A 13,890-nucleotide genomic window follows, 5' to 3' on the forward strand; every position below is an offset into this window, starting at 1 on the left:
TCCGGTTTCCTTTCAGCGAGATCGTCCACTGGCCGTTCGACCGACGGCTGCCCGCTGGAGCAGTCGGCTTCCACCAGTCCAGCACCAGTACGGCCGCATCCGAGGACAGTCGTTCTGCCACGCGCGGTGGTGTTGTTGGTCGGCCAGGTGCCGGTCGGCAAGGTCGACCTGCTCGGAGACCTGCCCCGGTCGCATCCGGCCGCGATCTTGTGTCGGGACCTTCATGCTTGGTGCCGGCCGTCGCACGTCGACGCGCTGTCGGCCTGGCGCGCGAGCTGGCGGTTCTAGGATCGGCTTCGTATTGGGAAGGGCTTCCCGATCGGCCACGGGTCTGTAAGGTCGAACCACTCCGTCGGTGTGCGGACAGGATCGGCGAAATGCATTGCGCCGTGGGCGTCGACGGTCGCTCGCCTCCATATCGGTAGCGGCGGGACGGGCCACTCAGGGTCGGGATGCTCCCAGATGGTGTGCTGATGAGTGCCCACGAAGGCGGGGTGGAGTTGCTTGACGATGAGAACCGCCGACACATGGCGATGGTCCCAGTGGTCGCCCTTGTACCAGTAACCGTCAGGTCTGCGGACTAGGGCGTCCGGGTCGGTCTCACCGCCAGGACCAGTACCGATTTGCAGGGCTTCGGTGCCGTACAGCGCGTTCTTCACGTCGTGGTCATCGGTGGTGATGCTGCTCGAAGCCACTGCGACGACGTAGGGAGCGCTGAGTGGTCCGTACGCGGAGCCTTTGTCGCTCAGCGCGTTCTTGATCCCCTCCTCGTCCTGCACGGTGAAGGCCTGTCCGCCGCCGAAGATTCCGAGCGGTCTCACGCCCGCCTTCCCGCGCGCTGCGGGCGATTTCGGGATCGCGTGGAACTGGATTCGCCACCCGTCCGCCTCGTAGGACAGGTCCGGGAAGTCGCGGCGGCCGTTCCCTCGATGTCTGTAGGCGTCTGGGTCCAACCCGCTGAGCCATCTTTCAAGTTTTGAGCGCAGTGGGCGCGCCCGGAGCGGGTCGCCTCCCTGCTTCTCCACGTCGATCCACAGGAAGAAGTTCGGGCTGTTGATCTTGTCAATCGAGTCGTACAGGGTGTTGACTCTCGCGACCGCGCCCACCACGAGATCGCTGGATGACGCTGATCGAGCTTCGACGTAGACCGCGCTGCCATCCTTCTGAGCGAGGAAGTCCGGGCGACGACTGGTTCCTTCGACTTCCGGGTGACAGGTCACCGTGTAGCCCATCCGGAGAAGGCACTCGTGCAAGTACAACTCGAAGAAGGCCCCCTTGGACTGCCGGTCATCCCGGGAGCGGAGTCTTCCCCGGACGTCCGCTTGGGCGTCCGGACAGAGCCGAGAGAACCAGTCCTCGATCAGATCCCGAACCTGGTCCCAGTAGGGACCCGCCACACGGTCGATGAACTCGAAGTGGCTGTCCCCGTGCCCGGCCGGGGACAGGTCTGTTCGCTCGACTGCCGAAAAGATGTTCACACCGATCATCACACCCGGTCCACCGGCTCCGGGCGAGGCGGGGTCACTGTCGGGGATAGTCCGCCCCAGACCCGGAGCCAAGGCCGCGCCACCCACTACCGCAATCAACTCGGCCTGTGCGGCTCAGGTGCAGTGCTTGTTCCAGCCACCAGGAGCGGCGATCGGACGCGAAACACCAGGTCACCGATGCCGTGCCCTGGTGTGAATGCTGTGCGTGCCGCACCGGGGAGTCGAGCGCGAGGGCAGGCCGGCTGACCCCGGAACGTGTGGACGCGGCGCTGGTCGTGTCCGGCGAAGGGGCGGACCTGCGGCTCGCCGTGGTGACGCGACGAGGGCGTCTGTTGTGCGCTCGGAGCGGGATGGCTGGTGCGTGTGTCCGCCGACCAAGCGGCGGCGGGCGCGGTGGTGGACCGGCTCGTGGATCCGGTGCCGGTGGGCTGTCGACGACGTTCGAGGGTGGTGTCGGGCGGGCACCCGGCTGGTCGTGCCTGGGGGTTCCGGACGCGGTGCCGGTGCGCGGGACCGGCGGCCGGTCAGCGGTGGCGGGGCGACCCGCGGCGCTTGCGGAAGCGGCCGGGTGGGCGGCCGATCGGCGGCTGCGACGGACGGCCGGTCCGGTCGCCGGGGCGACCGAGGCTGGTTTCCCGATGTTCGCGCCGGGCTGGTCGGGCAACGTCGCGCGCGGTGGGCGTTCGGCGGGGTTGACGCTGCGGTCAACCCCTCGAACTCCTCGACCCGGGCATGCTGGTGATCACCAACCCCGGGAAGGACGACGGTGAGGTCACCAAGTCCGGCGAGTCGGCGGGCCTGATCAAGATCCATGCAGGCGAGACCCAGACCCACTTCGTCGCACTCCCTGCCACGTTCAAACCGGGCACCGGCGCAGAATCCTGCACCTTCGACTGGTGGACCATCGGCATCCCATGCTGACCCCGGCAAGCTCGGGTGAGGCGACTCGGCAAGGCGTACCCCGCTGCTGACAAAGACACCCGGTGAGCCCCGCGCATGCCGAACGCGACCACACCCCGCCGCGATGAACCGCACCCTCACCTGCACGCCGCAGTGATCCAACGCAGCGCCGGTCCTCGCTCGTCGGCTGGTCCGGGGCTGATCCGCTCATCGCCTTGGACATCGCCGCTGTCGCGGTCGGGCAGTGCCACATGGACGGTGCGCGTCAGATCATGTCGTGGACTTCGTCGGGCGCCGGCGAGGCGAAAGCGCCGATACGGACGTGACACGGGGCCGTGCTGTCCTCGTGGTTGCCGCTCGCTCGCCAAAGTCTGGCGTGATGACGTCAGCGAGTTGGGGTGGCGTCCAGTCGGTCCATCGGTCGAGGTGTCCGCGGTCGAGCCCCACGAGATCGGCCGCTGCGGTGATGGGGTCGGCGGTGCCGCGCATCGCCGTTTCGATCGCACGCGTGAACCAGATGGCCTGTTCGTTGCCGACCTGTATGGGCTCGCTCTTGTTCCACCCGCGAGCGGAGATCTGCTTGAACAGGCTGCGTGCATGGTCGGCGTCGATGACGCCGAGGTTGCGGAAACGGGTGACGAGAGCCTTGATCGACACGCCCCAGCGTTCCTTGATCCGCGCGAGGGTCTGCAAGGTCACCCTTCCACCGAGGCGTCCAAGTTCCTCCAGCATGGCGTCGCCGGGAGCGAGGAAGGCGCCTGCGAACGCGTGCGCCTGCTTCTCGATCTGGCTGGCTTCCTCGGCGGTCGTCGGGGCGCTCTGGGTGAGGTGCAGCGCGAGGTGTCCAAGTTCGTGGGCAACGGTCCACCGCTGCCGGTCTCCTGGGACCGGTTCCTTGTCCGCCGTCCAACGGCCCAGGCAGATCACTCCGGTCTTGTTCGCGCGGACCGAGAGCCCGAGGTGGCGGCCTACTTCGTCCGTCATCGGGAGGACGACGCAGCCCAGTCGCTCGGCAGCTCGGATCGAATTGCCCACGACGTCGCCTTCGCCGAATCCGGCGGCGATGCGGACGTCCATCGCGAAGTCCTCGATCGCCGACTGGTCCATGAGGTCGCCGGTGAAATGCGGCAGTGTGTCGGGCAGCAGCTTCAACTGCAACCCGACGATCGCCTCCATCGCGGTGGTGCAGTCGTCCACAACTTGATCAACAGTTCGCTTAGGTGCATCCGCGTAGGCTCGCAGCCACGGTCGACTCGTGGGTTCGAGGTTGACCGTCGAGGTCAGGAAGCGCGCTGTGCAGCCGAGCACCTCGCCGATGGTGGACAGCAGGTCGTCGGAGATCGGCATGCGCCCGTTCTCCAGCTTCGACACGGAGCCCGACGCGACACCCACCCTCTTGGCGAACTCGTCCTGACCGAGGCCCGCGACGTGCCGCAACCGCCGGATGCGCTGTCCCACGAGGGCCTGCGACACCACGTGAATTCATCCCCTTTGTTGTTGAAAGCGACTACCGGCGCCCAGTCTTTCAGGCTCCGAGGCCCTCGGCGGCGTCGCCCGTGTCCTCGTCGTCCTCGCCCAGGTCCAGGTCTTCATCCGACGGCGTGAAACCACCGTCGAACGGGCTCCCGCTCCCCAACGGGAGTGCGTGACCGAGGATCAGCCGTCCAGGGCTGCCGGGCTCGATGCCGAGGACCGGGGCGACGAAGAGGTCCGCGATCAACCCGTCGCTACCCATGATCCACCCGAACACCCATGACTCGCTCGGGAAGAGGCTCGGTTCCTCCTCCACGCCGAGGCTGGACTCAGCCGACACGGTGATGATCGGACTACCGGCGGCGTCAAGACGCGCTCGACGCACCCGGTACCGGTGGTGCTCGCCGACCAACTCGCGCCCGCGCCCGTGCACAGCGCGGTAGCCCATGCCGACCCGGCTGGAGGAGCGACCGAGGACTTCCCTGACCAGGTCGCGCTCCAGCGCGCTCCGCGCGTCACCGCTGCCGAACGCGGGATCGGCCCCAAGCGCGACCCCCACCCGGTACCCGCGCTGTTCGAACTCCTCGCGGAGGTCGAACGCGATCTCGTCCAACTGCCGGCGCTCGCCGTCGCTGGGGAGTGACATGGTCCGTGAGAATATTCCCGGGTTTGTCACCTCGTCAACCTGGTTGCCCGGCGTGTCGCCCCTGCGGCTGTACCGGCCGATCGGTTCGTCGGTGTAACGCGTCATTGGCTGTCGGTGTGGCTGTCGGTGGCGACGTCGTAGCTTGACCTGATCGTGGCCACCAGGGCTCGCGCCCTGTGGGTGCCGATGTGAAGACGCCTGCGGAGCGACTCGGCGGAGATGGGCCGGTTGTGCGCGGCCCAGTGCTCGGCGTCGACCTTCCGTGCCCTCTCGACGAGGTTCCCTTCTTCCGGCTGTACGACGCCCGACTTGTTGCTCGCGCAATCGGCCGTCGTGTGGGTGCCGGTGTTGATCGCGTGAAGAAGACCTGGTCCGACTTCGACCCAACCGATAAGCAGGAGCGGACCGACCGCATCGAAGGCGGCCTTGCCGACCTGGCCGTTGAACGCGTGGTCGGCGACGTTGAGCCCGAGCGTCACGACGCTGGCGAAGACAAGCAGCCTCCGGGCCGGCCGAACCTGATCGGGTTCCGCACCCGCGAGCGCCAAGTGGCGTGCGGCGAGGAGCAGGCCGAGCACCGAGAGATCGACGGCCGGTGCGATCAGCGGCGCCACCCAGAGCGGAACGCCTACGCGTAGAGCAAGGCTGAGGACGTTGCCGAACCCGAAGATGAAGGTGAGGGCGACGACCGTGCCGATGATCAACGTGATGGCACGAACCACCCGCTCGTCACCTCGTCGGTGTCGGTGAGGTGAGGTCGTCACTGGTACTGCCCGCCAGGCTCGGCAACCTCGAAGCGACCCTCGATGACCAAACGGCCAAACGAAAGGCGCTGGTCAGCCGTGAGCAGGTCTGCGTGGTGCCCTGCCGAGGATTCGAACCTGCGCACTCCGCGGCATCACCGCGCACCTTGGCCCCGACTGCAGCGAGCAGGGGCGGCGGGACACCACGTAGCAGTTGACCGACCTGCCGTAGCGCAGCGGCCAGTGGTCTACGCCAGGCCGCGTCGGTTCGAGCCGGACCGAGGCAACACCGGCAGGTTGGGGCTGGCTCGGAGCGTTCGGCGCACCTTGGCGGCGGTTCACGCGAACGGGTGGTTGTTGGGGCCGGTTACCCGAATTCACCCGTTCGGGACGACCCCATTTGGCCCTGGTCAAAGATCTGGAGCCACTCGCTCCCGATTTCGCTCCTAAACAGCGTTCACCAAGATCGCAAAGTTACCGTTTCGTGACCAACTCAAGATCAACCCTGCAACGCGAAAGAGCCCGCTGACCTGGGCTTATACCCAGAGCCAGCGGGCTCCTTCAGACCGTCGGGACGACAGGATTTGAACCTGCGACCCCTTGACCCCCAGTCAAGTGCGCTACCAAACTGCGCCACGTCCCGGCCGCATCCCGTTGTGGGGTGCTCGCATAGCTTAGCGCACCCCCAACGGGCCCCCGACAGCGGCCCCCCGGTTGTGGATCTGGAGGGGGTGCAGAGGTCCGCGGGTGGGCGGACCTCTGCGGTTCCCCTCGGTCTGATCCTGCTCCCCCGGATCGACGCCTGCTCACTATGCGTTGGCCGGGTTTCGTGCACTACCGCCGAAAGTCGAGTCATCTTTGTCAACTTTCGACTGAGTCGGCGGGGTGAGGGGCAGGGTGGCGGTGAGGGTGAAGGTGTCCTTGTCTTGGCTGGTGGTGAGGGTGCCGCCTACCAGGCGCATGCGTTCGGACAGGCCGGTTAGGCCCTTGCCGCCCTCGGTGGGGGGTGGGGGTGCGCTGGAGGGCCGGCCGTTGGTGACCTTGATGGTCAGGGTGTTGGTGGTGTTGGTCAGGCGGACCTGGACGGGGGCGCCTGGGGCGTGCTTGGTGACGTTGGTGAGGGCCTCTTGGACGACTCGGAAGGCGGCTCGGCTGATGGACGGAGGTAGGGGGAGTGTGGTGCGGTCGTCCAGGCGGATGGGGAGGCCGGCTGCCTTTGTCCTGTCCACGAGGGTGGGGATGTCGGCGTCGGTCTGGGGTGGGTCGGTGTTGAGGAGGCCCAGGGCCGTTCGCATCTCGGAGAGGGACTCCTTGGCCAGCGAACGCAGGCGTTGAGCGGTTTCGCGGGTGGTGGGGTCCGTGGTGGTGGCGGCCAGGGCTGCGGATTCCACGGCTATGAGGGTGGTGTGGTGGCCTACCGCGTCGTGGATCTCTCGGGCGATCCGGGCTCGTTCGGAGGCCCTGGCCGACTGCTCTTGGGCCTCCAGCTCGGCTGCTCTCGCGCCGGCGGCCTCGTGGAGGCTGGCGGTGAGTTTGTGGCGGGTGGTGATCAAGGCGCCCAGCGCTGTGGGGGCGCCGGACATGAAGAGGGTGAAGGTGTAGGTCAGGAGGACGCCGCCGGGGGTCAGGTGTTGGGTGGCGACCACCAGGGTGGCGGGGAGGGTGGTCGTGAGGGTGGCGGCGATGGCCATCGTCCTGGTGGAGGACGTGCGGCCCAGGTGGTAGAGGGCGACGACTGTGGGGGGCCAGCCCAGGCCGCCTAGCAGGGCCGGTAGGCAGAGGATCAAGGTGGGGAAGGGCCAGCGGCGGCGGAGGGGAAGGAGTACGCACGCTGCCAGGGCTGTGGGGATGGACCAGGAGTAAGGGACCTGGTCGGCCAGCAGGACCATCGCGGCGGGGATGGTGATGGCCAGGAGTTCGATGATGAAGATCACCATGTGCCGCCTACCTGGTGGGCGACCAAGGCGGCTTGGACTCGGTTCTCCACGCCCAGCTTGGTGAGGACCGTGGAGACGTAGCTCTTGACGGTGGCTTCGCTCAGGCCCAGCTCGGCGGCGATGGTGCTGTTGGACTGGCCGTTGGCGATCAACGCCAGGACCTGGCGTTCTCGGGCGCTCAACGAGTTCAAGTGCGGGTTGTCGCGTAGGCGGCCTGCCCCCCGGAGCTTGGGGAGCAGGCGGGCGGTGATCCTCGGGTCCAGGACGGCGCCGCCTGCCGCCAGGTCCAGCACTGCGCGGACCAGGGCGTCGGGTTCGGCGTCTTTCAGCAGGAAGCCCTGGGCTCCTAGTTCCAACGCGGTGGTGACGTAGTCGTCCAGGTCGAACGTGGTCAGGACGGCGACCGCCGGCGGGGACGTCCACGCCAGGAGGGCGCGCAGCGCGGACAGGCCGTCCATGCCGGGCATCTGCACGTCGACCAGCGCCACGTCGGGGCGGTGGCGGCGGACGGCGTCCAGCAGGCCCGCCCCGTCGGCCGCCTCGCCCACGACCTCGACGCGCCCGTCCGCCTCCAGCAGCACCCGCAGGCCTCGACGCAGCAGGGGCTCGTCGTCCGCGAGGACCAATCGCACCGGCACGTCGTCAGGCAACCGCATTCCGCATGCCGGGGCAACCGATCACTTCCGCGGCTTCTTCTCCCGCACGCGCACCGAGATCCGCACCGGGCTGCCCTCGAAGCCGAACTCCTCGCGCAGCTTGCGCTCGATGAACCGCCGGTACCCGGCCTCCAGGAACCCGGTGGTGAACAGCACGAACGTCGGCGGGCGGGTGCCCGCCTGGGTGGCGAAGAGCACCTTGGGCTGCTTGCCGCCGCGCACCGGCGGCGGGGTGGCGGCGATCAGGTCGCTCAGCCACGAGTTCAGCCGTCCGGTCGGCACGCGGGTGTCCCACGAGGTCAGCGCAGTGCGCAGCGCGGGCGCGAGCTTGCGCACGGCCCGGCCGGTCAGTGCCGAGATGTTGATCCGCTCCGCCCACGGCACCCGCACCAGGCCGCGTTCCAGCTCGCGCACCATGGCGTGCCGCCGGTCCTCGTCCACCAGGTCCCACTTGTTGAACGCCAGCACGCACGCGCGCCCCGACTCCACGACCATCGTCAGCACCCGCAGGTCCTGCTCGCTGATCGGCTCGGACGCGTCCAGCAGCACGACCGCCACCTCGGCGGACTCGATGGCCGCCTTGGTGCGCAGCGACGCGTAGTACTCGGCGCCGGAGGCGAAGTTCACGCGCTTGCGCAGGCCCGCCGTGTCGACGAACCGCCACACCTCGTCGTCCAGCTCGACCAGCGAGTCGACCGGGTCGACGGTGGTGCCCGCGACCGAGTCGACCACCGACCGCTCCTCGCCGGTCAGCCGGTTGAGCAGCGACGACTTGCCCACGTTGGGCCGCCCGACCAGCGCGACCCGCCGGGGACCGCCCGCGCCGGAGGCGAACGTGTCGCGCGGCGTCTCGGGCAGGGCGTCCAGGATCTTGTCGAGCATGTCGCCGGACCCGCGCCCGTGCAGACCGGACACCGGGATCGGCTCGCCCAGCCCCAGCGACCACAGCGCGGCCACGTCGCCCATCACGCGCTCGTCGTCGACCTTGTTGGCCACCAGCAGCACGGGCCGCTTGGACTTGCGCAGCACCCGCACCGCGGCTTCGTCGGTGGCCGTCGCGCCGACGGTCGCGTCCACCACGAACAGGATCGCGTCGGCGGTCGACATGGCCAGCTCCGCCTGTGCGGCGACCGACGCGTACATGCCGGTGGCGTCGGGCTCCCAGCCGCCGGTGTCCACCACGGTGAACTTCCGGCCGCTCCACAGCGCGTCGTACGCCACGCGGTCCCGGGTCACGCCCGGCACGTCCTGCACGACCGCCTCGCGGCGGCCGATGATCCGGTTGACCAGCGTGGACTTGCCCACGTTCGGCCGGCCGACCACGGCCAGCACGGGCTGCGGTACGCCGCCGCCCTCGTCACCGTCGATCGACTCGTCGTCGAACGCGGTCCACTCGGACTCGTCCGCCCACGTGCCGTCCAAGTCCGTCATCGCGTCTCTCCACTCCGCCTGCTGTCCAGCTCGGCCACCAGCGTGGCCAAGCGGTCGCGGACCTGCTCGGTGGCCTTCTCCAGCGCCTGCCGACCCTTGTCGGAAGGCAGCTCGAAGGGCTCACCCACCAGCACGTCCACCACCGGTCGGAACCTTCGCCCGGTCCCGGGTGGGCGCAGGGTGCCCCGCGTCGCGACCGGCACGACCACCGCACCGGTCGTCCGCGCCAGCCACGCCGCGCCCTGCTGCGCCTGCGCCACGTCGCCCGCGCCGCGCGTGCCCTCGGGGAACACCCCGACGACACCACCGGCACGCAGCACGCCCTGCGCCGCGAGCAGCGGCGCGCGGTCGGGTTCGCCGCGGCGGACGGCCAGCTGGCCGATCCGGCGCAGGCCCCACCCGGCGACGCCGCGGAACATCTCCTGCTTGATCAAGAAGACCACACGACGGGGCAGTACGCCGAAGAGGACCGGCCCGTCGACCATCGAGCTGTGGTTCGCGACCACCACGACCGGGCCGCGCCGGGGGAACCGGTCCCGCCCGGACACCCGCACCCGGAACGCCCACGCGAACGGCCCCCGCGCGATCCAACGACCGACGTCGGTCAGCCACGGCCAACCGCCTTCGGGCAGCGCCCCGCTCACCCACCCACCGCCACGACCCGCAACCCGCGCTCCTCGACCAGGTCGAGCAGGGCGGCGACGACACCGGGCAGGTCCAACGGCGTGGTGTCCAGCTCCACCGCGTCCTCGGCCAGCCGCAACGGCGACACCTGCCGGGACGAGTCGTAGGCGTCCCGCCGCTGCACGTCGGCGAGCGTGGCGTCCACGGTGGACTCCCGGCCGGACGCGTTGTCCTGCTTGGTCCGCCGCTGGGCGCGCGCCTGCGCGTCCGCGGTCAGGTAGACCTTCAGCTCGGCGTTCGGCGCGACGACCGTGCCGATGTCCCGGCCTTCGACCACGATGCCGCCCGCATTCTCCAGGGCGTCCGCGATGATCGCGCGCTGCTGCTCGACCAGCAGCTCCCGCACCTGCTTGACGGCCGACACCGGCGACACGGCGAGGGTGACCTCGGGACCGCGGATCTCCGCGCCGACGTCCACGCCGTCCACCAGGGTGCGCGAGTCCTCGGGGTCGTCGGTCTGCGTGAGCTTCACCGCACGCGCGACCTCGGTGACCCGCTCGGCGTCCGTCGGGTCGACCCCGGCGCGCAGCACGGCCAGCGTGATCGCCCGGTACATCGCCCCGGTGTCCAGGTAGCGGGCGCGCAGGGTCGCCGCGAGTCGGCGCGCGGCGGAGGACTTGCCGGTGCCGGACGGCCCGTCGAGGGCCACCACGCCACGCAGCTCACCGTGTCCCACCGGGGGTCTCCTCACTCGAACGGACGGTCAACCCCACAATTGTGCCTGGTGCGGCGCGTCACACCCTTACCGGCTCAGGTCCGTGCGCAATCCGGCCGCACCGCGCAGGTACACGTGCTTGACCGAACCACGCGGCAAGTCGGTCTCGACATGGGCCAACAGCCGGATCACGCGGGGCATCGCCCCCGGAACGTCGATCTCGGTCGCCGAAAGCAACGGCACATCCGCCAGCCCAGCCATCCGAGCCGCATAGGCCGGGAACTCCGACACAACGTCCGGCGTAGCCGTCAGCACGACACTGATCAGGTCCTCCGACGTCAGCCCGTTGCGCTCCAGCACCTCGCGCACCAGCTCCGCCGTCGCCTCCAGCACCTGCTCGCGCTCGTCCGCGTCGATCTGGGTCGCACCGCGAATCGCCCTCACCGCCATGCACCCGAGACTAGGTCAGGTCGGCCAACAGCAGCCCGCTGCGCGGCTTGGGGGTGAAGTACGTGCTCTTCCGGGGCATTCGACCACCCCGAGCGTGCACAGCCAGTACATCCTCCAGCGGCACGGGCGCGATCAACAGCACCGCATCGGCGTCCAGCGGCACCCCGGCCGTGACCGGGTGCACGCAGGGGCTCTCCGGATCCAACCCCAACGCCTCCTCCAACAACACCGACTCCACGAACGCGTGATCCACTCCCACCGAGGGCAGGGAAACCCGCAACGCCCGCGCCCCCGACACCGCGACCACCACCCCGGGTGACGGCCGAGCCGACACGTCGGCCCACTCCACCCCCACCCCCGCGGACCGCCACGCCGCCGCCAGGTCCTCCAACGACAACCCGGTCCCCACCAACGCCCGGTGGATCGGCCCCACCCGCAGGTCCGGACCGGCCGTGACCAGCGCCAACAACCCCGGCAACCCGGCCGCCGCCGCGGCCGCCACCCGGTGGTTCCCGTCGGCGACCATCAACGGGTGGGCACCGGCGGCCGCCAGCAGAGCGTCCTGGCGCGGGCCGGGCCCCTCCAGCCACAGCCAGTGCCGCCGCCCGCTCGGGTCCACCATCGACACGTCCGCCGGCGCGTCCACGCCGGCCACCAGCCGGGTCAGCTCGGACGCCCCCACCGGCACGAGCAGCGCCGCGCTGGTCACGCACCCCAACCCCGACAGCACCCGCGCCCGCTCGGCGACCACGTCCGGGTAGACGTCCTCGGTGTGCCCGACCGCCGCCGGGTCGGCCATGCACAGCAGCCCGTAAGCCGTCCCGTCCGGCCCGTCCACCCGGTAGGGCGCGACGACGTCGTGCACCCGCCGGTACGCCGTCCGGCACAGGTGGGCCAGCTCGTCCCGGGCCCCGTCCAAAGCGTCCACCAGGCTCAACCCGGCGGCCAGGGCGGCGGGCGTGCGGTGCGGGTGCTGGACGGCCAGCAGGGTCCGGCCCCGGGACGCGGCCAGCGCCTCGACCACCCGCTCCGGCTCGGCGAACTCGTCCACGTCCGGTCCCGGGACGCGGTCCCGCACCACCCAGCCGCTGCGCACGGCCCTCACCCGATCACTCATGACGACTACTATCGATCTCATGAACGTCGAGGTCACGCCCTTGCCGGGAATCGGTACCCGCCAGGACTTCATGATCCGCGCGGGCCGCCGGATCGGGGTCATCACCCACCGGGACGGCAAGTTCGAGCTGATCGTGTCCAGCAAGGACGACCCCGACAACTGCTCGGCCTCGATAGCGCTGACCCCGGCGGAGGCGGGCACCCTCGCGGGCCTGCTCGGCGCGCCGCAGCTCGTCGCGCACCTGGAGGAGCAGCACCGCGACGTCGCGGGCATCTCGACCAGGCAGTTCCCGATCGTGCCCGGCTCGACCTTCGACGGCCGCACGCTCGGCGAGACCGAGCTGCGCACCCGCACCGGCGCGTCCATCGTGGCCGTGGTGCGCGCCGGCTCGGTGCACCCGTCGCCGCGCCCGGACTTCGTGTTCGAAGGTGGTGACCTGGTCGTCGTGGTGGGCACCGCGGACGGCCTGGCGAAGACAGCGGACATCCTGGACGGCTGAGCACTTGCCCAACACCGCGATCGCACTGGTCCAACTCGGCGCCGTCTTCTTCGGCCTCGGCCTGCTGGGCAAGCTGGCCTGGCGCATCGGCATCTCGCCGATCCCCCTCTACCTGATCGGCGGCCTGGCGTTCGGCCAGGGCGGGATCGTGCCGCTGCACGGCATCGAGGACTTCACGCACATCGCGAGCGAGATCGGCGTGATCCTGCTGCTGCTCCTGCTGGGCCTGGAGTACTCGGCGGCGGAGCTGGTGACCGGCCTCAAGCGGTCGTGGACGGCCGGGGTGGTGGACATCGTCCTCAACGCCGCTCCCGGCGCCATCGCCGCGCTGATCCTCGGTTGGGGGCCGGTCGGCGCGCTCGCGATGGCGGGCGTCACCTACATCTCCTCCTCCGGGATCATCGCCAAGGTGCTCGGCGACCTGGGCCGGCTGGGCAACCGGGAGACGCCGGTCGTGCTGTCGGTGCTGGTCTTCGAGGACCTGGCGATGGCGGTCTACCTGCCGATCCTGACCGCCGTGCTGGCGGGCGTGAGCTTCCTGGGCGGGTTGAGCGCGGTCGGCATCTCGCTGCTGGCCATCACCGTCGTGCTGATCATCGCTCTCCGCTTCGGCAAGTACGTCTCCGCGCTGGTGGACAGCCCGGACCCCGAGGTGTTCCTGCTCAAGGTGCTCGGCGCGGCGCTGCTCGTGGCCGGGGTCGCCGCGCAGCTGCAGGTGTCGGCGGCGGTGGGCGCGTTCCTGCTCGGAATCGCGATCTCCGGGTCGACCGCGGAGAACGCCACGCGAATGCTGGAACCGCTGCGTGATCTTTTCGCCGCGATGTTCTTCGTCGTCTTCGGGTTGAACACCGACCCGACCTCCATTCCACCCGTGTTGGGATTGGCGATCGCGTTGGCGGTCGTGACGACGCTGACCAAGGTCGCCACCGGGTGGTGGGCGGCCAAGCGGCAGGGCATCGGCCGGCTGGGGCGGGCGCGGGCCGGTGCGGCGCTGGTCGCGCGGGGTGAGTTCTCCATCGTGATCGCGTCGCTGGCGGTCGCGTCGGGCGGCGTGGACGGCGAGCTGGCGGCGTTGGCGACGGCGTACGTGTTGTTGATGGCGGTCCTCGGGCCGGTTGCGGCGCGTGTTGTCGAACCGCTCGCAAAATTCACCCGAAAGCGTGGAACAGAACCGGCTACCGCCTGATCTGTATCTCGATCCGACAACGTCTC

The 13,890-nt window shown here is 69.8% G+C and carries 14 protein-coding genes and 1 tRNA gene; 3 read left to right on the forward strand and 12 right to left on the reverse strand.

Annotated elements, in window-relative coordinates:
• Window positions 1–284: 284 nt before the first annotated feature.
• On the reverse strand, window positions 285–1,490 hold the full coding sequence (locus DFJ66_RS13665) for a hypothetical protein (RefSeq protein WP_121221339.1): 1,206 nt from the start codon (window positions 1,488–1,490) through the stop codon (window positions 285–287).
• Between the two features lie 729 nt (window positions 1,491–2,219).
• On the opposite strand from DFJ66_RS13665, the gene DFJ66_RS13670 reads away from it, so the two are divergent.
• Window positions 2,220–2,408: a hypothetical protein gene (locus tag DFJ66_RS13670; RefSeq protein WP_121221342.1), complete on the forward strand. Its 189-nt coding sequence runs from the start codon at window positions 2,220–2,222 to the stop codon at window positions 2,406–2,408.
• A 249-nt stretch (window positions 2,409–2,657) separates the two neighbouring features.
• On the opposite strand, the gene DFJ66_RS13675 is transcribed toward DFJ66_RS13670, so the two are convergent.
• The 11 genes from DFJ66_RS13675 to DFJ66_RS13725 all read right to left on the reverse strand — a co-directional run bounded on the left by DFJ66_RS13675 (window position 2,658) and on the right by DFJ66_RS13725 (window position 12,179).
• Window positions 2,658–3,863 carry an XRE family transcriptional regulator gene (locus tag DFJ66_RS13675; protein WP_121221344.1) on the reverse strand — a complete coding sequence of 402 codons (1,206 nt, stop codon included), beginning with the start codon at window positions 3,861–3,863 and terminating at the stop codon, window positions 2,658–2,660.
• A gap of 49 nt (window positions 3,864–3,912) precedes the next feature.
• Window positions 3,913–4,506, reverse strand: coding sequence for a hypothetical protein (locus DFJ66_RS13680; RefSeq protein WP_147459268.1), 594 nt, complete (start codon window positions 4,504–4,506; stop codon window positions 3,913–3,915).
• A 101-nt stretch (window positions 4,507–4,607) separates the two neighbouring features.
• A complete protein-coding gene (locus DFJ66_RS13685) occupies window positions 4,608–5,228 on the reverse strand; it encodes a hypothetical protein (RefSeq protein WP_246029749.1) in 621 nt (206 codons plus the stop codon).
• A 590-nt stretch (window positions 5,229–5,818) separates the two neighbouring features.
• Window positions 5,819–5,892 (reverse strand) — tRNA-Pro (locus DFJ66_RS13690).
• A gap of 166 nt (window positions 5,893–6,058) precedes the next feature.
• Window positions 6,059–7,186 carry a sensor histidine kinase gene (locus tag DFJ66_RS13695; protein WP_121221358.1) on the reverse strand — a complete coding sequence of 376 codons (1,128 nt, stop codon included), beginning with the start codon at window positions 7,184–7,186 and terminating at the stop codon, window positions 6,059–6,061.
• Complete coding sequence (locus tag DFJ66_RS13700) at window positions 7,180–7,842, reverse strand: response regulator (protein WP_121221361.1); 663 nt, start codon at window positions 7,840–7,842, stop codon at window positions 7,180–7,182. Before DFJ66_RS13700 ends, DFJ66_RS13695 begins: the two co-directional genes overlap by 7 nt.
• 21 nt (window positions 7,843–7,863) lie before the next feature.
• Window positions 7,864–9,273 carry a ribosome biogenesis GTPase Der gene (gene der / locus DFJ66_RS13705; RefSeq protein ID WP_121221363.1) on the reverse strand — a complete coding sequence of 470 codons (1,410 nt, stop codon included), beginning with the start codon at window positions 9,271–9,273 and terminating at the stop codon, window positions 7,864–7,866.
• Window positions 9,270–9,917 (reverse strand): lysophospholipid acyltransferase family protein, encoded by a 648-nt coding sequence (locus DFJ66_RS13710; RefSeq protein ID WP_121221365.1) that lies wholly within the window; start codon window positions 9,915–9,917, stop codon window positions 9,270–9,272. The genes der and DFJ66_RS13710 overlap by 4 nt, the downstream gene beginning before the upstream one ends.
• Complete coding sequence (cmk, locus tag DFJ66_RS13715) at window positions 9,914–10,633, reverse strand: (d)CMP kinase (RefSeq protein ID WP_121221367.1); 720 nt, start codon at window positions 10,631–10,633, stop codon at window positions 9,914–9,916. The genes DFJ66_RS13710 and cmk overlap by 4 nt, the downstream gene beginning before the upstream one ends.
• 66 nt (window positions 10,634–10,699) lie before the next feature.
• Window positions 10,700–11,062, reverse strand: a complete 363-nt coding sequence (gene aroH / locus DFJ66_RS13720; RefSeq protein ID WP_121221369.1) for a chorismate mutase — start codon at window positions 11,060–11,062, stop codon at window positions 10,700–10,702.
• 10 nt (window positions 11,063–11,072) lie between these two features.
• Window positions 11,073–12,179 carry a DUF1015 family protein gene (locus DFJ66_RS13725; RefSeq protein ID WP_121221371.1) on the reverse strand — a complete coding sequence of 369 codons (1,107 nt, stop codon included), beginning with the start codon at window positions 12,177–12,179 and terminating at the stop codon, window positions 11,073–11,075.
• Window positions 12,180–12,198: 19 nt separating this feature from the next.
• On the opposite strand from DFJ66_RS13725, the gene DFJ66_RS13730 reads away from it, so the two are divergent.
• Window positions 12,199–12,678 (forward strand): cation:proton antiporter regulatory subunit, encoded by a 480-nt coding sequence (locus DFJ66_RS13730; RefSeq protein ID WP_121221373.1) that lies wholly within the window; start codon window positions 12,199–12,201, stop codon window positions 12,676–12,678.
• A 4-nt stretch (window positions 12,679–12,682) separates the two neighbouring features.
• Window positions 12,683–13,864 carry a cation:proton antiporter gene (locus tag DFJ66_RS13735; RefSeq protein ID WP_121221375.1) on the forward strand — a complete coding sequence of 394 codons (1,182 nt, stop codon included), beginning with the start codon at window positions 12,683–12,685 and terminating at the stop codon, window positions 13,862–13,864.
• Window positions 13,865–13,890 lie beyond the last annotated feature (26 nt).

The sequence above is a fragment of the Saccharothrix variisporea genome (genome assembly GCF_003634995.1).
Lineage (GTDB): Bacteria > Actinomycetota > Actinomycetes > Mycobacteriales > Pseudonocardiaceae > Actinosynnema > Actinosynnema variisporeum.